Origin of the sequence: Microbacterium canaveralium, from assembly GCF_047238045.1 — a bacterium.
In the GTDB taxonomy this organism is placed as follows: Bacteria; Actinomycetota; Actinomycetes; order Actinomycetales; family Microbacteriaceae; genus Microbacterium.
This window is the reverse complement of sequence record NZ_JBDFMA010000003.1, coordinates 2,802,178-2,827,134: the sequence shown is the minus strand read 5'-3', so window position 1 is coordinate 2,827,134 and position 24,957 is coordinate 2,802,178. Positions and strand designations below refer to the sequence as shown.

The following is a 24,957-nucleotide window of genomic DNA, read 5'->3' as shown; positions in this document are numbered from 1 at the left end:
AGGACTCCTCCGTGACCACCGCCGCACCCTCCGTGCACGCCCGCGAGCTCTCCGACGCCCCCGACTGGTGGCGTCAGGCCGTGGTGTACCAGGTGTATCCGCGCAGCTTCGCCGACAGCAACGGCGACGGCCTCGGCGACATCCCCGGCATCACCTCGCGCGTTCCGTACCTCGCCGAACTGGGGGTGGATGCCATCTGGCTCAGCCCCTTCTACCCCTCGGCGCTCGCCGACGGAGGGTACGACGTCGCCGACTACCGCGACGTCGACCCGCGGCTGGGGACCCTGGCCGACATGGACGAGCTCATCGCGCAGCTGCACGCCCATGGCATCCGGGTCGTCGTGGACATCGTGCCCAACCACACCTCGAACGACCACGCCTGGTTCCAGGAGGCGCTCGCCGCCGGCCGCGGTTCCGCCGCGCGCGACCGGTACATCTTCCGTGAGGGAACCGGCCCCGACGGTGCCGAGCCGCCGACGGACTGGCACTCGGTGTTCGGCGGCTCCGCGTGGGAGCGGGTCGCCGACGGGCAGTGGTACTTCCACAACTTCGACGTCTCGCAGCCCGACCTGAACTGGGCGAACCCCGAGGTGCGCGCCGACTTCGTGAAGACCCTCCGCTTCTGGAGCGACCGCGGCGTCGACGGGTTCCGCATCGACGTCGCCCACATGCTGACCAAGGACCTCACCGAGCCGCTGCCCTCCGCGGCCGAGCTCGCCGCGATGCCGCAGGACGGCAATCACCCCCTCCTCGATCGCGACGACGTGCACGAGGTGTACGCCGAGTGGCGCGCGGTCTTCAACTCCTACGACCCGCCGCGCACCGCCGTCGCCGAGGCGTGGGTGCATCCGTCGCGCGTGCCGCTGTACGCGAGCATCGAGAGCCTCGGTCAGTCGTTCAACTTCGACCTGCTCGAGGCCGACTTCGACGCGGCCCAGTTCCGCCGGATCGTCACCGACAACCTCGCGCTCGCCGCGGAGTCGGGCTCCTCGACGACGTGGGTGCTCTCCAACCACGACGTCGTCCGCCACGCCACGCGGTACGGACTGCCCGACGCCGACCGCGCCGCCGACGGCCGTCCGACGCTCAAGCACGGCAACCGGTGGCTGCTCTCCGGCGGCACCGAGCCGACCCTCGACGCCGATCGGGGCGAGCGCCGCGCGCGCGCCGCCACCCTGTTCGTGCTGGGACTGCCGGGCTCCGCGTACCTGTATCAGGGGGAGGAGCTCGGCCTGCACGAGGTCGCGGACATCCCCGACGCCGCGCGGCAGGACCCGACGTTCTTCCGCAGCCCCGGCGTCGACATCGGGCGCGATGGATGCCGGGTGCCCCTGCCGTGGGCGGCGGAAGCGCCCGCGTTCGGCTTCGGCGGTACCGCGGCGCACCTGCCGCAGCCGGAGTGGTTCGCCGCGCACGCCGTCGACCGCCAGGACGGCGACCCGGCCTCGACGCTGTCGCTCTACCGACGGGCCCTCGACCTGCGGCACGAGCTGCAGACCGCCGAGGAGCTGGAGTGGCTCGACCTCGGCCGTGAGGACGTCGTGGCGTTCTCGCGGCCGAACGGCTGGACGGTCGTGACGAACTTCGGCGCCGAGCCCGTGGAGCTCTCCGCGGGCGAGGTGCTGCTGTCGAGCGCTCCCGCCACGGAGGGCACGCTGCCCGGCGAGGCGACGGCCTGGCTGCGGAGCGCCTAGCTCCCGCACCCGGTCTCTCTCGCGTGAGGGGTCAGAATCTGTCGCTTCGGACGCACCGAGGCGACGATTCATGACCCCTCACGCGTGCGGGACCCGCACCCACTCCTCGCCGCGGCGCTCGATCGCGCCGGCGGCGGCGAAGGCCTCGAGCCAGCCGCCCATCGGCCAGACGCCCCAGCGGCGGTGGAACGTTGCGCCGTTGCGGAGGATGTCGTCGAGGTGCTGCCACGGCGGTGACGACACCGGATGCCACTGGTGATAGGCATCCGCCCCGCCCGTCCACACCAGGGGAATGCCGGCGGCCCGTGCGGTCCACGCGAGGTCGGTGTCTTCGGCGCCGTAGCCCTCGTACGCGTCGTGGAAGCCGCCGAGGCGCTCCCACGTCGCGGGGGTGAGGGCGAACGACAGCGACCAGAACAGGTCGTACTCGTGGGGGCCGGCGACCCGGGTCTGCCCCGGGTGAAGCGCGGGCCGGGCCCGATGCGGGCGCGTCACGGACGGAAGATCGGCGATTTCGGGCCGCTGCACGCTCGCGAGGTACGTCACGGGACCGGCGAGCAGCGCGCCCGGGTGTGCCAGGGCCGCCTCGGTGTACCGGGGGAGCATCTCAGGTCCGGGCAGGCAGTCCACGTCCAGGAAGACGAGCAGCTCGGCGCCCTCCGCGATCGCGGCTGCCGCGGCGACGTTGCGCCCCGCCCCCACGCGCAGTCCGTGCGGCCCGGGCGGCACGTGCAGGGTTCGCGTGTCGGCATCCCGGATGCCATCCGGCGGCGTCTCGTCGAGGAACGCCTCCACCCGCACGACGTCGGGCGCCACCTCGGCGAGCACCGTCCGCTGGCGTTCGAGGTGGGCGCGGCGGGCGGCGGAGGCGACGGTGAGGACCGCGGTCCTCATGGCAGCATCGCCTCGACGGCTTCGGCGGCGCGCTCGGCCGCCCCCGCCACCTGCCACCGCGACCAGTCGGGGTGGTCGGTCGCCGCGTCCTCGACCAGCGCGACGATCCCCGCGGCGTCGACGTCCTCGGGGGCGACGCGAGCGAGACCCCACCGGTGCAGCGCGCAGGCCGTGTGGCGCTGTTCGTCGAAGGGGCGGTCCTGGGCGACGACCACCGCGTGCGCCCCCGCCGCGGCGAGGTCGGCGACGCTGTTCTGCCCGGCCGCGCTGACGACGACGGTGTGCGAGGTGAGCAGCGGCCAGGGGTCGTCGACGCGCGAGCCGGAGTCGTGTCCGACGGCGCGTGTGCGCCACCCGACCGCGGTCAGAAGCTCCTCGGCCTCTCGGAGCACGTCGTCGTCGAGCACCCGACCGAGGAAGAGCACCGATCTCTCGGCATCCGCTCCCTCGGCGGTCCGATCGTCGGCGGGACGGCCGTCGTATCGCGAGATCCCGCCGGTCCAGACGACCCGATCGGTGCGACTGGACAGTGCGCCGGCGGGCACCGCCCCGTGCGCCCACGGCGCGAGGATCCGGTCGGCCAGGTCGTAGGCGAGGGCGTGCGCCGCGTCGGTCCGCTCGCCGGGCTGCGTCACCGCGACGGTGCGGAGCCCGAGCAGTCGCGCGAAGGCGACGACCTCGGCGCTGACGTCCACGACCATCGCGTCGACGTCGGCTGCGCGCTCGGCGATGCGGGTGAGGCGGGCGCGGTGGCCGGGGTGGTCGTGGGGAGCCCAGTGCAGCGCCCCGCGCACGGTGGGATCCGCTGTCCGCGGGTCGAGCCGCGTTCCGTCTTCGTGGTCCACGATGTCGGCGTCGTCGGGGAGGACCACCCATTCGACCTCGTCGCCGAGCCCCGCGGGTCGGGGGAGCGAGGAGAACGCGCGCACGGGTCCCCGCAGGTGCGGGTGCACGGCGAGGAAGCGGGCGACGTGCCCGAATCCGTGGTGGTGGACGTACCAGCCGATCACCACGACACCGCCGGGATACGGCGCTCCGCGGCCGGCTGTGCGGTGTGGGCGAGCACCCGTTCGATGTCGCGGTACCGGCGGCTCAGGGCGTGCTCGCGGACGGCGGCGCGGCGCGTCCACACCCGCGTGAGGGGTTCGCGTTCTCCCTCGAGCGCGAGCTCGCGCGCCGCGTACGCGAGAGCAGTCACGTCGCCCGGCATGACGGCAGCCGTGCCCGGCATCCCGGCGAGCACCTCCGACACGCCGCCGATGTCGAACGCGGCGACGGGTGTGCCGGTGATGAGGGCTTCGGCGATGACGAGCCCGAACGGCTCCTCCCACATCGGCGTCACGAGCGCGACGGCCGACGCGCCGACGAGCCGGCAGAGGTCGGGTTGGTGCAGGGCGCCGACGTAGCGGGCGTGATCGCCCAGCCGCGGAGCGACCTCTTGCTGGAAGTAGTCGACGTCGCCGATCCGCCCGGCGACGACGATCTCGGCGTCGACCGTGCGCGCCGCCTCGATGGCCAGGTGCGGGGCCTTCTCGGGCACGATCCGCCCCGACCACACCCAGCGCGAGCCGCCGGGCCCGCGGGTCCATCGGTCGGTGTCGATGCCGTTGGGGAACACGAACGCGTCGACCCCCTCGACCGACCAGGCCCGCGCGGTGGCCTGGCTGACCGCGACGAAGCGGTGCGCGCTGCCGCGGGCGTACGCGGCCGCCTCGAGGAGCGGTTCGAGCGGGGGCGTGTGCAGCGTCGTCACGACGGGGATGTCGGCATCCCTGCTCCAGCGGATCGGGGCGGGGTGCAGGCTGTGGTTGTCGATGACGTCGAAGCGGTGCCGGTCGGCCCGGAGGCGTTGGAGCAGCACCTCGTGCGCCGCCTCCGTCGCCGCGGCGTACCCCTCGGGGTAGCCGGTGTCGGTGGCGTCCTCGACCCGCGACCATTCGGGGGCGGGGAGGGCGAACTCGGGCGCCTCGCCGAGGAAGTCCGAGCCCTCCGCGGCGCACAGGGTCACCTCGTGTCCGCGGTCCCGCAGCCAGCGGACGCGGTCCCACACCGTCGCCTCGAGGCCTCCCGCGTGGGGCTGGCGCAGGGGGTAGCGCGAGGGCGCGACCACGAGCACCCGCATGCGGTTCATCGTCCGGGTCATGCCGCGTGCTCCGTGCGGAGCGACCGGCGGTACAGCGCCACGTGCGCCGCGCGGACCCGCTCGCGCTCGTCGAGCCGTTCGACACGCCGGCGGACGACCTCGGCTCCGCGCGCGACGGAGCCCGGGATCGACCAGTCCGGTGCCGTGGCATCCAGGATCGCCCGTTCCAACGACACGGGGTCGCCGACCTGGAACAGGTGGAAATCGTGGGGGTGCTGTGCGGCCACGTGGCCGACACGTGTCCCGATCACGGGAACGGCGAGGTCGTAACAGAGCTCGACCCAGCCGGAGTGCGTGCCGTGCGAATAGGGGAGCATGCATGCGTCGAGGTCGGCGAGCCACGCCGCGAGCGCGTCGTCATCGAGCCGAGCGGACCGCTCCAGCGTGACCCCGTCGGCGTTGGCGGTGAGGGCGTCGATGGATGCCGCGGCCTCGACGTCGCGCACGTGCTCGTTCAGTCGCACCACCGCTTCGACGTCCGCGCCGCGCGCACGGAGCTCGGCGACAGCGCGGACCAGGGTCGCCGTGGTGCCCACGCCGTCGATGTTGGGCCGGAGGTCGCGCAGGTGCACGCCGACGCGGGTCGGGCCATGCGACCGCCCCGCCGGCGGCGTCCCGTCCTCGACGAGGGTCGGGTGGGGGATGACGGCGGGCGAACGGCGGTAGTCGCGCTCCACCTCGGCCGCGGTCGCGGCGGTGAGAGTGGTCAGTTCATCGGCCCCGGCGATGAGGACGGCCAGGGCGGCGCGGTGCGCGCGCTGGTCGGTCAGCTGCGGGTTCTCCAGGTCGTGGACCGTGTAGATGAGGGGGAGGCCCCGCCGCCGGATGGCATCCACCGTCGCCGAAAGCTCCTCCGGCGAGTACGACTCGCTGCCGAAGTGGACGTGGACGAGGTCGATCTCGTCGGCGTGGGCGTCGATCCACGACGGAAGCAGCACCTGCGGCGGCCACCACTGACCCGGGGCGGCGCCGGGCGGGGGCGGGTCGGACCGGAGGTCGACGAAGCGCTCGTCCGTGACGGCGCGGGTGTACGGGTGCCCGGCGGGCACGGCGGCGACCCGGATCCGGCGAGGGGCTGCGGCGTCGATCGGTGTTCCTCCTGGCTGCGTCGGTCGTGTCGCGTACCGCATCGCCCGGACAGTCGCAAGCGAAGGCGGCGGTTTCCCGGGCGTCGGCGGCGACGGCGTACGTTCACATCATGAGTGGCGGTCACGACGGGTCAGCAGTGGTTGCGGACGACACCGCGGCGGTGATAGCGCGCCGGCGGCACTACGCCGAATTCTTCGGAGACGCGCCCGCGCCCGAGGGGTACGGCGTCGTGGTCGGCAACTGCCAGGCCGAATCGATCCGGCTCGTCGTGTCGAACGACGCCCATCCCGGGGTGCGGGTTCCCGCGGTGCACGAGATGGATGCCGCCGACGCTGAGCGCTTGCACCGGCTGCTGGCCGGGGCGGCGTTCCTCATCGTCCAACCCATCCGCGACGACTACCGCGGGCTTCCCCTCGGCACCGCGCAGCTGCGCGCGGCGCTGCCCGCGAGCGCCCGCACCGTCGTGGTCCCCTCGCTCCGCTACGGCGGGCTGCAGCCCTTCCAGGCCGCGATCCGCGGGCCCGGCGTCGAGGAGGACCCGCCGCTCGTGGCCTATCACGACGTCCGCCTGCTCGCGGAGGCGGCGCGTCTGCCGGTGGCGTCCGCTCTTGCCCCCTCCGTCGTGCGCGCGGTGGCCGAGGATTCCGTCGCCGAGCTGCGCCGCCGCGAAGACCTCGGCGTCGACGTCGTGGCATCCGATCTCTACGCCCCGGTCGTGGCCGATCTCGCCCGCACCGTCAACCACCCCGGCAACGCCGTGTTCCTGCCGCTCGGCGAGCGGATCGTCGCGGCCCTGGGCGCCCCCGGCACCGCGGTGGACCCCGGACGCCCGATCCTCGCCGGCGTGCAGGCGCCGCTCGAGCCGTGGGTGGTCGAGGCGTGGGGCCTGGATGCCGAACCCCGGCGCGACTGGATCGTCGCGGGGGAGACGCTCGCCGCCGACACCGTCGCCGAGGAGCACCGCCGGTGGTACGTGGCGCACCCCGAGTTCGTCACGGCCGCGGTCGAACGGCTCGCGCCGCTGCTGCGCCGGTGGCGCGCGGCATGAGCGTGCGTCCGGTTCTGCTCGCGCCGCCCGGTCCGCACGGTGTGGCCGCCTACGCGCGCGCGGTCGCGGCCGAGGTGCGCATCCTCGACCCGACGTGGGACGTCGCGACCCTCGACGACCTCGCGCAGCTTCCGGCCGGAACGCCGGTGCACGTGCACGTCACCGACCGGCAGTGGGGCGCGTCGCCCGAGGAGGCGACCGCACGATTCACGGCGTTGGCGCGTCGGCACCCCGTCACCGTCACGCTGCACGACGTGCCGCAAGCCTCGGACGGGGAGCGCAACCGCCCGCGGCGCCGGGCCTTCTACGCCACCGTCGCGCGGGCCGCCCACGGCGTCGCGGTGAACAGCGCGCACGAGCGCGACCTGCTCGTCGAGGAGGACGTCTGGCGCGGGCCCGTCGAGGTCGTGCCGTTGCCGGTGCCCGCTCTCACCGAGGGGACGCGTCCTCAGCCCGACGGGACCGTCGGGGTCCTCGGGTACTTCTACCCCGGCAAGGGACACGACGAGGCGCTCGCCGCAGCCGTGGAAGCCGGGATCGGCCGGATGACGATCCTGGGGCGGGCCTCCGACGGGCACGCCGTCGACCTCGAGGCCTTCGTCCGCCGCGCCGCCGACGCCGGGGTCGCCGTCGAGGTCACCGGGTGGCTCGACGACGACGCGATGGCGGAGCGGGCTCGCGCGATCTCGGTCCCGGTCATCGCCCACCGGCACGTCTCCGCGTCGGGGTCGTTGGCGTCGTGGATCGGGTGGGGCCGCCGCCCGATCGCCGTCCGCAACCGCTACGTCGACGAGATGGCAGCTCTCCGGCCCGGCACCCTCCTGCCCGTCGAGCCGTCCGCGCTCGCCGCCGCGGTGCGCACGGCGGCGGACGATCCGGATGCCACGTGGCACGGCATCCATCCCGTCCCCGTCGGCCCCGCCGATGTCGCCCGCGCGTATCTGGCGTGGTGGGCCGCCCTGCCCGCTCCCGCCGCCTCCCCTCCGGACGAGCGTCCCGGACACCCGTCGCCGGGCGACCAGGGCTGGGTGGTCGGGAACCGGTGGGATCTCGTCGCGGGAGAGGAGCCCGAGCCACCGCGGGTGAGCGTGATCGTCACGCACTACGCCCAGCCCGAGGAGCTCGCCCGCACCCTCGCGGCCCTCGCGCGGCAGGACCACCCCCGTGACCGACTCGAGATCGTCGTTGCCGACGACGGTTCGCCCGTGGCGCCTGTGGTGCCGGACGGCGTCACGCTCGTGCGCCAGGCCGACCGGGGGTTCCGCGCGGCGGCCGCACGCAACCTCGGCGTCACGGCGAGCACCGGCGACGTCGTGTGCTTCCTGGATGCCGATACGACCCCCGAACCCGGCTACGTCCGGGCGCTCACGCGCCTGCCCGCGCTGGTGCCGGAGGCGGTCACGGTGGGGCGCCGTCGGCACGCCGACCTCGCCGGCCTCGGCCCCGATGTCGCGGTCGCCGAAGCGGGACCGGATCGAGAGCTCCCCGAGCCCGCGTGGCTGCGGGAGGAGTACGCGCGCACCGACAACCTGTTGCGCGCCGACGACCGCTCCTACCGCCATGTGATCGGAGCGGTCATGGCCTGCTCCCGTACCTTCTTCGACGAGATCGGCGGCTTCGACGAATCGTTCACGTCGTACGGCGGCGAGGACTGGGAGTGGGTGAACCGTGCCTGGCAGGCCGGTGCCGTCCTCGCGCACGTCCCCGACGCGGTGGCGTGGCACGACGGCCCCGACTGGTCGGGTCGCGACCGGGACCGCGTCCGCGAGGGCAACGACCAGACGCTGCGCCTCGCCGCGGACATCCCCGTCGCCGGTTCCGCCGGGCGAGGGTTGCTCCCCGCCACGCCCGACCTCGTCGTGCACCTCGCGGGGGAGCATACGGACGCGGCGACGTTCCTCTGCGTCGACTCGCTGCTCGCGGCCTTCCCCCGCGCCGTCATCGTTCTCGACACACCTCCCTCCGCCCGTGCGCTCGCCGCGGATCCCCGCGTCCGGTCGGGCGCGGTCCCCGACGCCCGGGTGGTCTGGCAGCTCGACCGGCCGGTCCTCCTCGACGCCGCCGGGCCGCTGGCATCCCGCCTCGCCGCGCTCGGACAGGGCGACGAGGGGTGGCTCGGGGTCCGGGCTGCCGACGGCACCGCGGTCGGCACCGCCGTCGCGCGGCGCGCCCGCCGTCGCGCGGAGCGGTGGGGCGCCGAGGTCGGGTTCACCACGGGCGAGCTCGTGGCATCCGGCATCCACGTCGTGCGCGACGAGCCCCACCTCGAGGCCTGGGTGGGCGGGTGGGGCGGTCTCGACCGCTTCACGTGAGCGACCGTCACGCGGAGAGCCCGCGGGCCCGCCCGGCGCCCGTGCTGTAGTTCTGGAACGGACCGGCGACGTCGCCGAGTCCCCCGACCGATCGGAGTCACCGGTGAATCCCCTCCTGTTGCCGCCCCGGCCCGTGCAGCATTTCTATCTCGGCGGCCATCGCCTCGCCGCGCTGCGCGGAATCGAGCCCGAGACCGACCACCAGCCCGAGGAGTGGATCGGCTCCACCGTGGCGCGGTTCGGCTCCGACGGAGCGGGTCTTGCCGCAACGGAAGACGGCACCCTCCTCCGCGATCTCGTGCGCGCCGACCGCGGCGCATGGGTGGGTGCCCGCGGAGGACGGGATGCCGGCGACGTCGGCATCCTGACGAAGCTCATCGACGCCGGTCAGCGTCTCCCCGTTCACGTCCACCCCGACCGCGGCTTCGCCGCGAGCCACCTCGACTGCCCCTACGGCAAGACCGAGGCCTGGTACGTGCTCGAGACCGAGGGGGAGTGCGCGGTGCACGTCGGGTGGAGTCGTTCCGTCGACCGGGATGAACTCGATCGCCGGCGCGACGCGCAAGACGGCGAATGGATGCTCGCCCACATGAACCGCGTCGTCGTGCGACCGGGCATGGGGGTGCTCGTGCCCGCCGGGACGGTCCACGCCTTCGACGGCGGAATCTTCCTGGCGGAGGTGCAGGAGCCGACCGACTTCTCGATCCTGCTGGAGTGGTCGGTGACGACCTCCACCCGCGAGGAATCGCACCTCGACCTCGGTTTCGACGCCGTCATGCCCGCGGTCTCGACCGAGGAGCTCGATGCCGACGCGCTCGCCGCCCTCATCAGCACGGCGGGAAGCACTCCGGCGGAGGCGGCGTTCCGCTCGCTGCTGCCCGCCGCGGCCGATCCGTATTTCCGCCTGTTCGACGCCGCCGGCGAGACCGCCCCTCGGGAGGCGGGCTTCGCGGTCGTCCTCGTCACCGAGGGTGGCGGGGCGCTCGTCTCCGAGGTCGGGCGCGTCGAGATCGAGCGCGGCCAGGCCTACGCCGTGCCGTACGCCTTCGGCGCCTGGCGTCTCACGGGCGACGCCGAAGTGCTCGTCGCCGCCCCCGGGGCCGGTTGGCCGAGGACGCTCCGCGCCGGCGGCGTGCGCTGACCGCGAGGCGGTCGGCATCCCGCTCGCGCGCGCGGTCGCCGAGCCGCGACCCTGGGAGAATCGAGGCATGACCGCCACGCTCGTCGCCCAAGGACTCGCGGGAGGCTACGGCCACCGCACGCTGTTCGAGGGCGTCGACCTCACGGTCGCGCCGGGCGACGTGATCGGTGTCGTGGGCGCCAACGGCGCCGGCAAGTCGACGCTGCTGCGACTGCTCGCCGGCGTCGACGAGCCGCTCGCGGGCACGATCGCGCTCGCCCCGTCCGACGCGTTCGTCGGCTGGCTCCCGCAGGAGCATGAGCGCGTCGCGGGCGAGACGGTGGCGCAGTACATCGCGCGGCGCACCGGCTGCGCCGAGGCGACGAGAGAGATGGATGCCACGGCCGCCGCCCTCGGCGACCCCGAGGCCGTAGGAGCCGACGACGCCTACTCGACGGCGCTGGAGCGCTGGCTCGCCAGCGGCGCGGCCGACCTCGACGAGCGGATGCCGGTGGTGCTCGCCGACCTGGGCCTCGACGTGGGCCCGGACGCGCTGATGACCGGCCTCTCCGGCGGACAGGCGGCGCGGGTCGGCTTGGCGGCACTGCTCCTCTCGCGCTTCGACATCGCGCTGCTCGACGAGCCCACGAACGACCTCGACCTGGACGGCCTCGAACGCCTGGAGTCGTTCGTCACGGGCCTGCGCGGCGGGGTGGTGCTCGTGAGCCACGACCGAGAGTTCCTCGCGCGCTCGGTGACGCGCGTGCTCGAGCTCGACCTCGCTCAGAACTCGCACCGCGTGTACGGAGGCGGCTACGACGCGTACCTCGAGGAACGGGCGACGCTGCGTCGCCAGGCCCGCGAGAAGTACGAGGAGTTCGCCGAGACCAAGGCGGATCTCGTCGCCCGCGCGCGGACGCAGCGTGAGTGGTCGAGTCAGGGCGTGCGCAACGCGATGAAGAAGGCGCCCGACAACGACAAGATCCGCCGCAAGGCGTCGGCGGAGTCCAGCGAGAAGCAGGCGCAGAAGGTGCGGCAGATGGAGAGCCGCATCGCGCGGCTCGACGAGGTCGAGGAACCGCGCAAGGAATGGAAGCTCGAGTTCACGATCGGCGCCGCGCCGCGGTCGAGCTCGGTCGTCTCGACGCTCTCCGGTGCCGTGTTCCGGCAGGGGACCTTCACCCTCGGGCCGGTCTCGCTCCAGGTGAACGCGGGCGAGCGCATCGGCATCACCGGGCCGAACGGTGCCGGGAAGACGACGCTGCTGCGTGGCATCCTGGGTCGTCAGACGCCCGACGAGGGTTCGGCGTCGCTCGGGTCGAGCGTCGCCATCGGCGAGATCGACCAGGCCCGGTCGCTGCTCGTGGGGGAGCGGCCGCTGGCCGAGACGTTCGAGGCGCTCGTACCCGAGATGGCCGCGGGCGAGGTGCGCACCCTGCTGGCGAAGTTCGGGTTGAAGGCCGACCACGTGACCCGCCCCGTCGACGGGCTCTCGCCCGGGGAGCGAACGCGCGCGGGCCTCGCGCTGCTGCAGGCGCGCGGGGTGAACGTGCTCGTGCTCGACGAGCCGACGAACCACCTCGATCTGCCCGCGATCGAGCAGCTCGAGCAGGCCCTGGAGTCCTACACGGGCACGCTTCTGCTCGTCACGCACGACCGCCGCATGCTCGACGCCGTCCAGACCGACCGCCACTGGCGCGTGGATAGCGGCCGGGTGGCGGAGCTGTGACGCGGCGGTCGGCGCCGGTGCGGCGGTCGGCCGCGCCGCCCCTCCCGCGATAAACGCTTCCTGCACTCAGACACGCGCGCTGCGAGCGTTTCCCAGTGCAGCAAGCGTTTATTGCCGGATGCCGGATGCCGGATGCCGGACGCGCGGACGTGCGGACGTGCGGACGCGTCAGCGGCCCTGGCGCTTCTTGTACGGCTTCGGTTGGCCCTTGACGATCGGGGCGCGACCCGTGCCCTTGGATGCCTTGGCCTTGCCGCCCCGGGCCTTCGGCGCCGCGGAGGCCTGCGGAGGCGCATCGGCGATCCGGGCGTGCGCTTCGTCGAGGAGCAGCGCGCCGGCCGGGGTCAGCCGTGTCGGCGGCGTCCGCGACACCAGGGGCTGGCCCACTTCTTCCTCGAGCTTGTCGACCGTGGTGTACAGCGAGGCGAGCGGGATGCCGAGCTTCTCGGCCGCGCGCGGGAAGTGCAGCTCCTCGGCGAGGGCGGCGAACCGGACGAGGTGCGCGAGCTTCATGGCATCCATTCTCCCCCGCCGCCTCCACCCCGGCCCCCACCGCGCCCGGGCCGCCCCAGGCCGCCCACGGGTCGAGGCCACACATTCGGGCCGAGCGCACACGTTCGAGACGCCCCGAGCGTGTGCTCTCGACCCGATTGTGTGCGCTCGGCGCCCGGCCCGCGGCGCCCGGCGCCGGGCGCCCGGCCCGCGGCGTCAGGCCGCGAGGAATCGGTCGGCCGTGCGCAGCGACAGCGCCATGATCGTCAGCGCCGGGTTCGCGGCCAGCGCCGAGGGGAAGATGCTGTTGTCGCAGATCCACAGGTTCGGGATCTCGTGCGAGCGGCCGTCGCCGTCGACCACGCCGTCGGCGGGGTCGGTCGACATCCGAGCCGTGCCGATCGTGTGCGCGGAGCGGGCGAGCACGAGAGTCTCGCTCGCCCCCGCCGCCTCCATGACCCGCTGCAGGAATGCGGTCGCGTGCCGGTCCATTGCTTTCTCGTTGGGCCCCGCGGTGTAGGTGACCCGGGCGCGCGGGATGCCGAATTCGTCGGTCTCGTCGGCGAGCTCGAGGCGGTTGCCGTCCGACGGCAGACAGTCGCCGTTGATGCCGATGCCCGCCATGTGCTGCGCCTGGTCGAGGCGTCGCATGAGGTCGCGGCCCCACAGACCGCCGCCGCGGGCGAGCGTGGTCGCGAAGGTCAGCGGCATCACGCCGAGGCTCTGCACGAGGTAACCACCGGCGAAGTCGGCGTCGGCGGGGCGCAGCATGTCCTCGGTGATGAGCGACGACGGGTAGCCGCGGTGCCCGCGGACCGGCTCGTCGAACAGGCCCCACACCTGCGTCGCTCCGTGCGCGAGGAAGTTGCGGCCGACCTGCCCGCTGCCGTTCGCGACACCGGTGTGCAGCAGCAGGCGCGGCGTTTCGACGCCGCCGGCCGCGAGCACGAGCGACCGGCACCGCTGGCGCACGTCGACGCCGTCCTGTCGGTAGACGACCGCGGCGACGTGCCCGCGCGCGTCGAGCTCGATGTCGTGCACCATCGCGCCGGTGCGGATCTCGGCCCCGTGCGCCACCGCGACCGGGAGGTAGGTGTTGGCGGTGGTGGCCTTGGCATCCACCCGGCATCCCTGGTGGCAGGCGCCGCAATTGATGCACGCGCGGCGTTCGCCGTGGTGGTCCTGCAGGCGGGCGCGGGTGAGCACCGCGGCGGGGGCGTCGGCGTACCGGATGCCGAGAGCCTCGCAGCCGCGCGCGACCAGGGTCGCGGGGGCGTTCCGGCCGGCCGGGGCGTAGGCGTACGAGCGGTCGGGGTCCCACGGGTACGGCGTCGGGCCGGAGACGCCGATGTCGCCCTCGACCCGAGCGACGTACGACAGCAGCTCGGCGGGGTCGAGCGGCCAGTCGCGGCCCTCGCCGGTCTCGGAGCGCAGCCTCAGGTCGCGCGCGTCCGGACGCGGGGTGAACGCGCCCCAGTGCAGCGTCGACCCGCCGACGCCGCGGCCGCTGTTGTTGGGGCCGAAGGCGGTGGGGTCGTCACCGCCGCTGAGCCGCTCCGACATCCAGTTGATCTCGACGGCCTCGGTCTCATCGGGGGTGAGATCGTCCAGGTCGAAGTTGCGTCCCGCCTCGAGCGCCACGACCGACAGTCCGCGGCGGGCGAGTTCGGCCGTCAGCGGAGCGCCGCCGGCGCCCGTCCCGACCACGACCACGTCGACGATGTCGTCGGTCCCGTGCGTCCGCATGCCGTCGAGGTTCATGCGGCGTCTCCCGTCGCGATCGTGCCGCCGACCCCGGCGGGCTCCCAGTCTTCGCGTCGCCCGAGCGTCAGCTCCACGTAGCCACGGATGGGTTCCCGACCGCCCGTGGCGAAGCCGTCGTATCCGGTGCGGGCGATGCTGGCGGGGTGCGCGAGCCAGTGCCGCACCAGGTCGACGCGGGCGTCCTCGAGCCACGCCGCGAGCAGCGCGGCATCCAGGGATCCGTCGGTGGGGCCGTCGCCCTCGATCGCCGCCCGCAACACCGTCTCCCGCTCGGCGGGGTCGGTGGCCCAGATCGGCGCAAGTGTGTCGAGCCCCGCGCGGTAGGCCTCGGGGTCGGGCGGCAGGCCGTCGGTGCGCCACCCGTCCCCCTCGCCGCGGGCGAGCTGCGCGTCCACGCGCGCGGCGATGTCGATCGCGGGGCCGTCCTGCGGCACGACGAGGTCCGCGATCTCGCGCAAGAGCGTGAGCTGCGCGAAATCGAGCACGCGCGGGGCGTACCCGCGGTCGTCGGGCACCGCCCGGCGGTTCAGGATGCCACGCACCCGGTCGTCCACCCGGTCTCCGGCGATCAGTCGCCCCCACTCCTCCGTGACGACGGGTCCGGTGAGGACTTCGTCGGCGACGAACGCGGCGATGACCTCCGCGGCCTCGGCCGGACGCTCCAGGGGGATCATGTGCCCGGTGTCGGCGAGGGCGTGGAACCGTGCGCGGGGGTAGACCTCGGCGAGGAGTCCGGGCTGCGCGGCGGCGCCGAGGTCGGCGTCGTCCTCGCCCGCGAGCACCAGCACCGGGAGATCGAGCGTCCCGACCTCGGCGCGCGCGTCGACGCGGCTTCCCGTCTCCAGCCAAGCCCGCCACGCCGTCGGCGAGGTGCGGCGGAGGTCGGTGAGCGCGAGGCTCTGGGAGCCGGGGTCGAGGGGCAGCGCGGTGTTCTGGTCGATGAAGGTCGTGGCATCCGGTTCCGCGATGGCACCGTCGTCGACCCACGACAGCATCAGCGTGCGCCGCTCCTCGTCCATCGGTTCGGGGCGCGGCGGAGACGGGGCGAGCAGCACCATGCCCGCGAGGCCCACCAGGGGCGCCGTGCCGTCGAGCACCCGGGATGCCACGAGCGCCGCGATCTTGCCGCCCATGCTGTGTCCGCCGAGCATCCATCGGCCGCGCGCCCGCTGATGGAGGATGCCGATGACGTGCGCGACCGTGGCATCGAGCGAGGTGTCCGACGCGGCGGTCTCCGAACCGAAGCCCGGGAGATCGATGCCCTGCACGTCGATGCGACCCGCGAGCGCATCGCCGAGCCGCTGGAACGACCCGGCGCTCGCCCCGAGGGCATGCAGCAGGTACAGGGTGGGGACGTCGTTCGGGCTCGGCATTCCTTCACGCTTTCGCACATCGGGGTCGGCGATGGGCCGCTTGCGCACCGGGACCTTTTGCGCAAGGAGCCGCCGCGCCCCTCCGGCTCCGGCGTTCCGCTGCCTCCTGTGCCACTTGTTGTGTTCCACCTCTGCCGACCATGTCCCACTTGTGGTCAGTTGCGGGGCCCTCAGGCAGCAACAAGTGGGACATGGTCCGCCACAAGTGGGACATGGTCCGCCGCAAGTGGGACGAGGGGGCCGCCGACGGCGCGCCCGCCGCGAGGGCTACGGCGTGACCATGCCGCCGTTGACGTTCAGGGTCTCGCCCGAGACGTAGCTGGATTCCGCCGAGGCCAGGAAGACGAATGCCGGCGCGATCTCGGCGGGCTGGCCCGCGCGCTGGTAGGTGCTCTCGTCGTCGAAGTGCTCCATCTGGTCGTCCGAGACGCCCTGGCTCACCTGCAGCGCCGACCACGTCGGCCCCGGAGCGACGACGTTGACCCGGATGCCTCGGGGTGCCAGCTGCTGAGCGAGCCCCTTCGACAGGTTGTTGATGGCCGCCTTCGTCGCGGCGTAGTCGAGACGGTCGGGGGCGGGCACGTAGGCCTCGAGCGATGCGGTGTTGATGATGGTCGCGCCCTCGGGCAGGTGCGGGAGCGCGGCTTTGGTGATCCAGAACGGGGCGAACACGTTCGTGCGGAAGGTCAGCTCGAACTGCTCGTCCGAGAGGTCGTCGACCTTCTCGACCATGACCTGCTTCCCGGCGTTGTTGACGACGATGTCGAGCCCGCCGAGCGCCTCGACCGCCTCGGCGACGAGGGCGCGGCACGCGTCGGGATCGGTGATGTCGGTCGCGATCGAGACGCCGGTGCGGCCGGCATCCCGGATCTGCGCGAGCACGTGATCGGCGTCGCGCTGCTCGTCGGGCAGGTGGATGATCGCCACGTCGGCTCCCTCGCGCGCGAACGCGATCGCGACGGCGCCGCCGATGCCCGAGTCGCCGCCGGTGATGAGGGCCTTGCGGCCGGTGAGGCGTCCGAGCCCGCGGTAGGTCTTCTCACCGAGGTCGGGAACCGGCGTCATGTCGGCCTGCACGCCCGGCTCGGGCTGGTGCTGGAGGGGAGGCTCGACGCGGGAGTAGCGGGTCACGGGGTTGTCGAAGGTGAACTGGTCGCGATCGGAAGTCATGGGGCGACGTTAGGCACGGTGCCCGTCACGATGCCCACCCTTGACGGACGCCGTGCGACCCGTCCGACACCGTCGACGTGCACCCTCGGGCCGCCACGACCTCGTCGAGAACCCGCGACACCCGCTCCGCCGAGGCTCGCCACGAGTACCGCTGGGCGTTGCGAAGCCCGTCTCGGGAGAGGTACTCGCGCAGCGCCGCGTCCTCCACAACCCGCGTCATCGCGTTCGCGATGTCGTCGACGTCGTACGGGTCGATGAAGAGCGCCGAATCGTCGAGCACCTCGGGCAGCGACGCCGCCCGTGCGGCGATGACCGGGCACCCGCATTGCTGCGCCTCCAGCGGGGGGATGCCGAAACCCTCGTAGAGCGACGGGAAGACGAACGCGAGGGCTCCGCGGTACAGCGCGGTGAGCTCGTCGTCGTCGATCCGTCCGAGGAAGCGCACGCGCTCCCCGGGGACGGCGTACTCCTGCCGGGCGAACGCGTGGGTCTGACTCCCCACGACGCGCAACTCGACGTCGGGGTGGGTGGCGGAGAACCGGGCGAACGCCGCGAGCATGCGGGCGAAGTTCTTGTGGGCGTTGGGGGAGGACACGGCGAGCAGGTAGCGGCCCGGTGCGGCCTCACCGTCCGGGCGGAAGCGCGCGTCGGCGGCATTGGGGACGACGGTGAATTTCTCGGTCGACGCGTCGAAGAAGGTGGCGATCTCGCCCTTCGAGAACTCGCTGACGGTGAGTAGGCGGTCGCTACGCGCGATGAGGCGGGGCACGACCAGCCGGTAGACGGCGCGGAACCGCCGATCGAAGCTCTCCGGATGCCTCAGCCAGGTGATGTCGTGGTGCGTCGAGACCTGTGGCGCGTACCAGACCGGGCCCGTGCTCGTGAGATCCAGCAGCACGGCCCGGCGGTGACGGGCAAAGAGCGGGAGCTCGATCTGTTCCCACGCATGGCCGGACAGCCGCCCGACCCGGACGATCCGGCGATCGTGGAATCCTTCCCGCGGGGTCAGCCCACGGGGAGCAGCGAGCACCACGTCGGAGCGCAGAGCGAGGAGCTCACGGCTGATCTCCGACGCGAACCGCTGGATGCCGGTGACGTGCTGCGTCAGGAAGCGGGCATTGATCACGATCATCGGGCCCGAACCCCCTCGCGCACCGCCGCGAGCCGATACAGCGCGAGCGAGTCGCGACCCAGCGCATCATCGGTCAGTGCGCGGCGGGCCCAGTCCAGGGCGGCGGCGGACATCCGCTCCCGGAGCGCCGGGTCGTCCAGGAGCAGCGCCGTCGAGGTGAGGAGAGCGTCGTCGTCGGCGCACACGAACCCCGTGACGCCGTCCTCGACGCTGTCGCGGTTTCCCACGACATCCGAGACGACCGCCGGGATGCCGCGCGCCTGCGCCTGGATGAGCGAGAGCGACATCCCCTCCCAGAGCGAGGGGAAGAGCAGAACGTCCATCGCGTCGACGAGCACGGCCAGCTCCTCCGGGGACACCCACCCGGTCACGCGCACCGGGGAGTCACCGAACCAGCGGCGCTCGTCATCGGCGGATCCGCCGCCGATCCAGACGAAGTCGGCGCGCTCGCCGAGAACGCGGGCGACCGCGGCGAAACGCCAGGGTGCCTTCTGGTGCACGAGCCGGCCGATCATGCCGACGACCGGACGGCGGCTCGGGTCGGCGGCGCGTGCCGTGCGCGCCACCGACGCGGCGGGCACCCCGGTCTGCACCAGATGCGCGCGGGGCGGACGCAGCGCCTCCTCGGCGACGGTGAATTCCGACGGCGAGGTCAGCACGAGAGTCGATCGCTTCGCGAGGACGGTCTCGAGCAGCCGGATGCCGTGCCGGACCGGGGCGGGCAGATCGAGCCGGAGGAACGCGAAGCCGTGAGGGGAGAAGAACACGCGTTCGGCGGGGATACCGTGCCACAGCGCGATGCGCACGACGGCGCCGCCGATGCTCGAGTGCGCGTGAACGGCATCCACGTGCTCCGCGGCTCGCGCGGCCTCGGTGGCGAGGGCTCGGAGGTCTCGCAGTCGGCGTCCCGTCGACACCCGCCGGAGGGCCACGCGGTCGTCGAACCTCGCGCGCAGCGCTGCGTCGTCGGGTGTCTCTGGGCGGGGGGCGAAGAGCACCTCCACCTCGGCGCCCGCCTCCGCCTGCCGACGGGACATGCTGTCCACGAGGCTGAGGACGCCGCTGCCCATCGCCTCGGTCACGTGCAGGATCCGCGTCATGGGGTCGTCATCCTCGTCCAGGTGTCGGCGATGCCCTCGGTGAGGGTGAGATCGCGGTCGGGTCCGTACTCGGCACGGAAGCGGCTCACGTCGAGGACGACGTGATCGACGAAGGTGGCCGGCTGGGGCACGCGGAGCACGTCGAAGTCGTACCCGACCACGTCGCGGACGGCAGCCAAGACCTCCGCGACGGAGTGCCCGCGCCCGCTGCCGAGGTTGTAGGCGCGATGCCGCGGAGCCCGCTCGACCATGCGCATGATGCGGGAGACCAGGTCGTCGACGTGGAGGTAGTCGCGGACCATCGACCCGTCGCCCACCTGCACCGCCGGCTCACCTCGCCGGATGCGGTCGAGCGTGATCGGGATGATGCCCTGCCCCTTCGACGTGGTGGCCCGCGGCCCGTAGGGGTTCGAGATGCGCAGGGCGACGGAGTCCAGTCCCGCGGTCGTGGCGTAGTAGTCGAGGTAGCGCTCGATGGTGAGCTTGCCGATCCCGTACGGGGAGATGGGCAGCAGAGGAGCGTCCTCGGCGAACACCCGTCGCGGTTGCGGGCCGTAGATCGCTCCGCCGCTCGAGGCGAAGAACACCCGTCGCACTCCGGCCTCCGCGCACAGCGACAGCAGCTCGACGGTCGCGCTGACGTTCGTGCGCAGGTCGACGGTGGGGGCGCGGTCAGCGCTGGCCGGAGTGGTCGTCGAGAGGAAGTGGAAGACGTACTCGGCATCCGCGACCGCGGCCGCCACGTCGGACGGGGAGAGGAAGTCTCCCGTCACGGCGACGGCATCGGCCGTCTCGAACGCGCGGATGCCGGCGCTGTACCGGTCGAAACCGGTGACGTCGTGTCCTGCCGCCGCGAGGCCGTCGACCACCCGCGAGCCGAGGAAGCCGTTGGCGCCGATGACGAGGCACCGCGCCATCACCGGCCACCCAAGGAACGAGCACTGCGCGGCATGGGGCCTTCCGGACGGATCGGGGGCTCGCGGCTCAGCGCCGACGCACAGCGCCCCACAGGGAGGAGAGGTCGCGGCGGGCCACGAGTGCCACCGCCACACCCACGACGATCGCCCACGACCCGCCGGTCGCGAGCAGGCGGGGGAGCGTGTCGAGAGGGGTGAAGAACGACCTGTCGAGAAGGGATGCCACGGCGGCGGCGACGGAGAAGACGACGATCGGGCGCACCGAGGCCGCCAGCAGCGCGACCGTGGACACACCCGCGCGGGGGAGGACGACGAACGCGGCGACCCAGAGCGCGAACTGTCCGATCGACATGGCCGCCGCGATGGCGAGGGGGCCGATGCCCGCAGCCGCGACCACCAGCGCGATCATGAGGACGCGTCCGGCCGCCTCGCACCACAGCAGAAGGCCGGACCTGCCCGTAGCGACGAAGGCCCAGTACTGCGGGTAACCGAGGGTCTGGAAGACCGCGCCGATCGCGAGCACGGGCACGTAGACGGCCGCGTCGTCCCAGCGACCGCCGAAGACGAGGTGGATGGCAGGCTCCGCCGTCACAGCGAACAGGCTGAGGTACGCCAGCACGGGGTAGCTGAGCACGGTCTGGTACTTCGCCAGGCGCTGATCCAGCGGCGTGGGGTCCGAGGGGTCCGCGAGGGCGGGGATCACCACGCGCGTGAGCGGAGTGATCAGCTGATCGATCGGGAGATTCACCAACTGGGTCGCCCGATTGAACAGGCCGACCGTTCGGTCGTTCGCCACCTTCCCGAGCGCGAGCGTGCCGACGACGGTCGAACTGTAGTTCAGTGCGTGGACGAGGAAGGTGTGCCCCCCGAAAGTGAGCAAGCCCTTCATATCGGAACCTCGGCGGGGGAGCCCGGGGTGCCACGGCGTCAGGACGACGGCGACGAGGAGCGTGATCGCCGCGGCAACGGTTCCCTGTGAGGCGAGGGCGAGCGCCCCGCCGCCGAGCACGGCGAACAGGACGGCGACCACCAATCCGGTCAGGTCGCCCGCGAGTTCGGCGGCGGCGAGTCGCCCCAGTCGTCCCGAGCGGTTGAGCTCGACACGGAACTGGGCGCTCATCGCGCGGAGCGCGAAGGCCGGGGCGAGCAGCGCGAGCACGGGGACGAGGAGCGGATTGCCGTAGACCGCGGCGAACGGCGGTGCCAGGACGACGACGAGAGCCGTGGCGAGGGTCCCGATCACCGTGTTGGCCCAGAACAGCATGGTGCGCTGCGCGGACGTGAGCGTCGGGGCGCGAAGGGCCGCCATGCTGAGCCCGAAGTCGCCGAGCACCGCGGCGAACCCGGCGAGGGCTCCCGCCAGGGCGACCACGCCGAACTCGGCCGGGCCCACCAGACGCGCGAGCACGATCATGCCGAGCAGCTGCGAGAGGTAGCGCACCCACTGCGCGCCGAGGAGGAGGGTCGCGCCGCGGCGTCGCCCGGTGACGACGGTGGTCGTGGTCATCGGACTCCCCTGGACATGTACGGTGTCGGCCGTGAGCACGCTAGTCAGTCCGCGCGACCTGGCCGTCGCGCCGTCCGCGCCCCGGGGCGGGTTAGTGGACTCGCCCGTCGCCCGACGGGTCATGGTCCTACTGCTGAGCGCGTTCTCGCTGGTGGGGCCGCTCATCGAGACGGTGCTGACCGACCGGACGCACTACAAGGAGGGCACGACCGCCACGAACCCCGCCGTTGCGGCCATCGACGACGTCGGCAGCATCATCGTTCCGGTGGTGGCGGCGGCCACCGTCCTTCTCGTCGTGCTCTACGCGCGGATCTCCGGGCCGAGTCTTCTCCTGGTCGTTCTGCCGGGTCTGATGCTCGCGGCCAACGAGTTCGTTCACGGGCGGAATCCGACGTGGGGACTCCTTCTCACGTCAGCGGCGGGCGCACTCCTGGTGAGCGTGCGGGTGAAACCGGCGGATCTCGTCGTTCTCGCCTATGTCGGCGGCCTCGTCGCAGCGGGGTCCCTCGTGGCGATGTATCTGGTACCCGCGAAGGTGATCATCTCCGGCGGGACGGGGACGTTCGACAAGTCGCTCACGGGTGCCCCCCTGCTCGCCGGCATCTTCTCGCACTCGAACACCTTCGGGATGTTCCTCGCGTTCTCCCTGCCGTGCATCTTCCTGGTGCGTCGAGCGCTCGTGCGGTGGCCCCTCCTGGTCGTCGTGGCCTGGGCCCTGGTACTGACCTCTTCCCGGACGGCCCTGATCGGGGCGGGCGCCATGCTCGCCGTGGTGGTCCTCTCCCGAATCCTCCCGAGAGCCGGATTCCTGTCCCTCAGCGTCATCGGGGCCGCGGGGACGCTCATCGCCGTGATCCGGATCCCGTTCGTCGAAACCGACCCGGAGGCATTCACCTACCGCGGGGCCATCTGGATCTACAACCGCGGCGTGCTCGGCGACCACTCCCTGTTCGGACTCGGTGCCCACTGGTACGCCGACAACTATCCGGTCTTGCGCGAGGTGCTCTCCTCCGCCGCCAGCCACGCGCACAACCTCGTGCTCACCACTCTGGTTCAGGGTGGCGCGGTCGTGCTCGTGTTCTGGCTCGCCGTCATCGCGTTCGCCCTCTTCGGCGCCGTCACCGATCCGGTTCGGTCGTCGTCGGTCGCGGGGATCGCCCTGGTCGTGGGGCTTCTCGCCATCGGGGCCACGGAGACGCCTTTCCCCCTCCTCGGCTGGGGGCCGCTGTCGGCCTCGACGCTCGTCCCCCTCTTCGTCTTCGCCACTCGCCGTCGCCTCGACCAGGAACAGGCCGCCGTGGACGGTGCCCTCCCGGACACACGTGCCGCGCGTCGCGGCCGTTGGAGCTGATCGAGTCAGCGCGCCGCGGCGCGGAGGTTGCGCACGCCCCGGACGAACCGCCGCCATCGCGCGGCGACGGGAGACACCCCCATGTCGCCCGCATGGCGCGCGGAGGTCAGGACCATGTCCTCCGGGGGCCACACGAATCGCCACAGCACACGAACGCGCGTCGGGAGACTCTCGCCCAGGAGTGCCTTCCAGTACGCGCGGATGCGGTCGGGTTCGGCGCGCCACGCCCAGTCGTGGGGGATGCCGTGCCGGTGGAGAGCGATCGTCTCCTCGGGCAGAAGACCGGCGAGTTCCTGCTCGAGCACGGGGACGGCGCCGAGTTCGCACGCCCACTCGCCGCTGCCCTCCGCGGCGGCCAGCAAGGCGGCCGCGGTCGTCGAGGCTGCGGCTGAGCGGGGTCCCGCACCGATCTCGGGCCGCACCGTGTGCACCGCGGCGAGGACGGCGTGCACCTCGACCCGAGGGATCCGAACCTCGACCCCCGCGTACACGACGGTTTCCGAGCCGCGGACGACCGCGTCGAACGCGTCGGCGTCGGCGAGCGTCAGGCCCGGGACGCGCCGGTGGATGTCGATCTCGCATCCCCACTCGCCCGGGATCATCGTGGCGGTGTGATGGATCGACGTCCCCCGCCACGGGTCGGGCTCGCGGCTCCACCCCCACGCCGAGAGGGCGTCCGCCAGGTCGTCCCACCGCGACGGCGGGCACCACACGTCGACGTCACCGGAGTGCTCGCGCTCGCGCAGGCCTTGGTGGTGCAGGGCGGGCCCTTTGATGAAGACGCACGGGATGCCGCGGGCCGCTGCGGTCCGCGCCGTCAGGGCGTAGGCGAGTTCATGCAGGGGAGAGGACAACCGCGGTCGGTCCACTCGCGTGAGTCGGGCGGCGTGGGTCGGGTCTCGCGAGGCGATACCCAGGGCGGTCATCGCGTCCAGCATCTCCCGTTCCTCTTCGCCGAACGGAGTGACCGGGCCGCGCGTCAGCAGCCGCCGCCACAGCCGGGCGCCGCTCCCGGTCAGGCAGAACGGCTCGCCCGGCTCCGCCGGCAGGACGAGGATCTCGGCATCCGCGCCGAACGTGTCGAACCCGGCGATGTCGAGGGCCCCGGCGGCGATCGCGACCCAGCCGGTCGAGGCGGGAGGGAGAGCGGTCATGGGGCCTCTTCAGGACGGAACGGGTGCCGCCACTCTGGCGCGCGAGACGATCGGTTCGGATCGACCCCGGGGTCCCCGCATCGCTCCCGCCGCGGTCGTTCACCTTCGCCATCACCCCGAACGGGCGGCGGCCTCGTGCAGGGATCGACCGGGCCTAGGTGTTCGGCAGGGAAGCCGTCGGCTCTCCCCGTCGGCTCCGCCCGGGGCGGTCAGCGGACTTGTGTGAGGCTGGTGACGAGGTTGATCGCGAGCGCCACGACGAAGGTTCCGAAGAAGTACGACAACAGCGCATGGCCGAAGGCGATCCGGCGTGAAGGCGTGGACGAGTGCGTCACGTTGCTCGCGCTGTACGACATCCCGATACCGAACGCCGAGTAAGCGAAGTCGCTGTACGAGGGGTCTTCGTCCTGGTCGAACTCGAAGCGATGCCGATCGTCGTGGTAGTACATCCGGGCGTACTTGAACGCGAACACCGTGTTGACGACCGCCCAGGAGGCCACGACGCCGACGACCGCGAGAATCGCGCACGCCGTGCCGATCGCATCCTTCTGCTGACTCCGCGTGAGCGCCAACACCACGCCCACCACGCTGAGCAACGTTGCGGCGATGATGAGCCCGTCGACGAGCCGGCGCCCTCGACCCTCGTACAGCGCGAGGTCGCGTGTCCGGTCCGGATCAGCGGGCCACGCCCTCGTCCATGACCAGGTGAGGAAGACGGCCGACGCGACCGCCCACCCGAGCAGGGGTGCGAGTTCGGGCACGCCGAACAGGATCGGGACGAGCGCAACCAGCAGACCGACGAGCACGGAGACCCCGGCTTCCCTGGCGATGTGCGACACGGCAAGCCTCTTCGGTCGGCGTCGACGGTCGGGGTGTAGCCGTCGGCTCGGTGAGAGCGGAACCACCCTGTACGCGCACAGGGATATCGCGCCTCCCCATTGACGGTGGAAGCTGCGTGTGGGCAGCCG

20 protein-coding genes are annotated in these 24,957 nt (G+C 72.8%); 6 read left to right on the top strand and 14 right to left on the bottom strand.

From position 1 onward, the window contains the following. The first annotated feature begins 11 nt into the window (after nt 1-11). Nucleotides 12-1,694, top strand: coding sequence for a glycoside hydrolase family 13 protein (locus ABC271_RS14550; protein WP_412925549.1), 1,683 nt, complete (start codon nt 12-14; stop codon nt 1,692-1,694). A gap of 78 nt (nt 1,695-1,772) precedes the next feature. On the opposite strand, the gene ABC271_RS14545 is transcribed toward ABC271_RS14550, so the two are convergent. Genes ABC271_RS14545 through ABC271_RS14530 form a run of 4 tightly spaced genes read right to left on the bottom strand, consistent with a single transcriptional unit; the run spans nt 1,773 to nt 5,861 of the window. Then, nucleotides 1,773-2,588, bottom strand: coding sequence for a glycosyltransferase family 2 protein (locus ABC271_RS14545; protein WP_412925548.1), 816 nt, complete (start codon nt 2,586-2,588; stop codon nt 1,773-1,775). Then, on the bottom strand, nt 2,585-3,601 hold the full coding sequence (locus ABC271_RS14540) for a hypothetical protein (RefSeq protein ID WP_412925547.1): 1,017 nt from the start codon (nt 3,599-3,601) through the stop codon (nt 2,585-2,587). Before ABC271_RS14540 ends, ABC271_RS14545 begins: the two co-directional genes overlap by 4 nt. Next, nucleotides 3,595-4,731 carry a glycosyltransferase gene (locus ABC271_RS14535; protein WP_412925546.1) on the bottom strand — a complete coding sequence of 379 codons (1,137 nt, stop codon included), beginning with the start codon at nt 4,729-4,731 and terminating at the stop codon, nt 3,595-3,597. The genes ABC271_RS14540 and ABC271_RS14535 overlap by 7 nt, the downstream gene beginning before the upstream one ends. Next, nucleotides 4,728-5,861, bottom strand: a complete 1,134-nt coding sequence (locus ABC271_RS14530) for a glycosyltransferase (protein ID WP_412925545.1) — start codon at nt 5,859-5,861, stop codon at nt 4,728-4,730. The genes ABC271_RS14535 and ABC271_RS14530 overlap by 4 nt, the downstream gene beginning before the upstream one ends. A gap of 68 nt (nt 5,862-5,929) precedes the next feature. Here ABC271_RS14530 and ABC271_RS14525 point away from each other — a divergent pair, with 68 nt between their 5' ends. From ABC271_RS14525 to ABC271_RS14510, 4 genes are all read left to right on the top strand, one after another. Next, complete coding sequence (locus tag ABC271_RS14525; RefSeq protein ID WP_412925544.1) at nt 5,930-6,868, top strand: WcbI family polysaccharide biosynthesis putative acetyltransferase; 939 nt, start codon at nt 5,930-5,932, stop codon at nt 6,866-6,868. Beyond that, nucleotides 6,865-9,180 (top strand): glycosyltransferase, encoded by a 2,316-nt coding sequence (locus tag ABC271_RS14520; RefSeq protein ID WP_412925543.1) that lies wholly within the window; start codon nt 6,865-6,867, stop codon nt 9,178-9,180. The genes ABC271_RS14525 and ABC271_RS14520 overlap by 4 nt, the downstream gene beginning before the upstream one ends. Before the next feature lie 103 nt (nt 9,181-9,283). Continuing rightward, complete coding sequence (locus ABC271_RS14515; protein WP_412925542.1) at nt 9,284-10,321, top strand: hypothetical protein; 1,038 nt, start codon at nt 9,284-9,286, stop codon at nt 10,319-10,321. 67 nt (nt 10,322-10,388) lie between these two features. Next, nucleotides 10,389-12,029, top strand: coding sequence for an ABC-F family ATP-binding cassette domain-containing protein (locus ABC271_RS14510; protein ID WP_412925541.1), 1,641 nt, complete (start codon nt 10,389-10,391; stop codon nt 12,027-12,029). Nucleotides 12,030-12,197: 168 nt separating this feature from the next. Here the strand turns inward: ABC271_RS14510 and ABC271_RS14505 are convergent, their stop codons facing one another. The 8 genes from ABC271_RS14505 to ABC271_RS14470 all read right to left on the bottom strand — a co-directional run bounded on the left by ABC271_RS14505 (nt 12,198) and on the right by ABC271_RS14470 (nt 21,484). Further along, nucleotides 12,198-12,542 carry a LysR family transcriptional regulator gene (locus tag ABC271_RS14505; protein ID WP_412925540.1) on the bottom strand — a complete coding sequence of 115 codons (345 nt, stop codon included), beginning with the start codon at nt 12,540-12,542 and terminating at the stop codon, nt 12,198-12,200. A 195-nt stretch (nt 12,543-12,737) separates the two neighbouring features. Beyond that, nucleotides 12,738-14,282, bottom strand: a complete 1,545-nt coding sequence (locus ABC271_RS14500; protein WP_412925539.1) for a GMC family oxidoreductase — start codon at nt 14,280-14,282, stop codon at nt 12,738-12,740. Continuing rightward, nucleotides 14,279-15,658 carry an alpha/beta hydrolase gene (locus ABC271_RS14495; RefSeq protein ID WP_412925538.1) on the bottom strand — a complete coding sequence of 460 codons (1,380 nt, stop codon included), beginning with the start codon at nt 15,656-15,658 and terminating at the stop codon, nt 14,279-14,281. The genes ABC271_RS14500 and ABC271_RS14495 overlap by 4 nt, the downstream gene beginning before the upstream one ends. A 267-nt stretch (nt 15,659-15,925) precedes the next feature. After that, nucleotides 15,926-16,828, bottom strand: a complete 903-nt coding sequence (locus tag ABC271_RS14490) for an SDR family oxidoreductase (RefSeq protein WP_412925537.1) — start codon at nt 16,826-16,828, stop codon at nt 15,926-15,928. Between the two features lie 25 nt (nt 16,829-16,853). Then, complete coding sequence (locus ABC271_RS14485) at nt 16,854-17,960, bottom strand: glycosyltransferase family 4 protein (protein WP_412925536.1); 1,107 nt, start codon at nt 17,958-17,960, stop codon at nt 16,854-16,856. Continuing rightward, nucleotides 17,957-19,060, bottom strand: a complete 1,104-nt coding sequence (locus ABC271_RS14480; protein WP_412925535.1) for a glycosyltransferase — start codon at nt 19,058-19,060, stop codon at nt 17,957-17,959. Before ABC271_RS14480 ends, ABC271_RS14485 begins: the two co-directional genes overlap by 4 nt. Then, complete coding sequence (locus tag ABC271_RS14475; protein ID WP_412925534.1) at nt 19,057-19,977, bottom strand: NAD-dependent epimerase/dehydratase family protein; 921 nt, start codon at nt 19,975-19,977, stop codon at nt 19,057-19,059. Before ABC271_RS14475 ends, ABC271_RS14480 begins: the two co-directional genes overlap by 4 nt. Nucleotides 19,978-20,044: 67 nt before the next feature. After that, nucleotides 20,045-21,484 carry an oligosaccharide flippase family protein gene (locus ABC271_RS14470; protein WP_412925533.1) on the bottom strand — a complete coding sequence of 480 codons (1,440 nt, stop codon included), beginning with the start codon at nt 21,482-21,484 and terminating at the stop codon, nt 20,045-20,047. A gap of 31 nt (nt 21,485-21,515) precedes the next feature. Here ABC271_RS14470 and ABC271_RS14465 point away from each other — a divergent pair, with 31 nt between their 5' ends. After that, on the top strand, nt 21,516-22,835 hold the full coding sequence (locus tag ABC271_RS14465) for an O-antigen ligase family protein (protein WP_412925532.1): 1,320 nt from the start codon (nt 21,516-21,518) through the stop codon (nt 22,833-22,835). Nucleotides 22,836-22,840: 5 nt separating this feature from the next. Here the strand turns inward: ABC271_RS14465 and ABC271_RS14460 are convergent, their stop codons facing one another. Next, on the bottom strand, nt 22,841-23,989 hold the full coding sequence (locus tag ABC271_RS14460; RefSeq protein WP_412925531.1) for a nucleotidyltransferase family protein: 1,149 nt from the start codon (nt 23,987-23,989) through the stop codon (nt 22,841-22,843). A gap of 209 nt (nt 23,990-24,198) precedes the next feature. Then, nucleotides 24,199-24,828: a DUF1345 domain-containing protein gene (locus ABC271_RS14455; RefSeq protein ID WP_412925530.1), complete on the bottom strand. Its 630-nt coding sequence runs from the start codon at nt 24,826-24,828 to the stop codon at nt 24,199-24,201. Between the last annotated feature and the right edge of the window lie 129 nt (nt 24,829-24,957).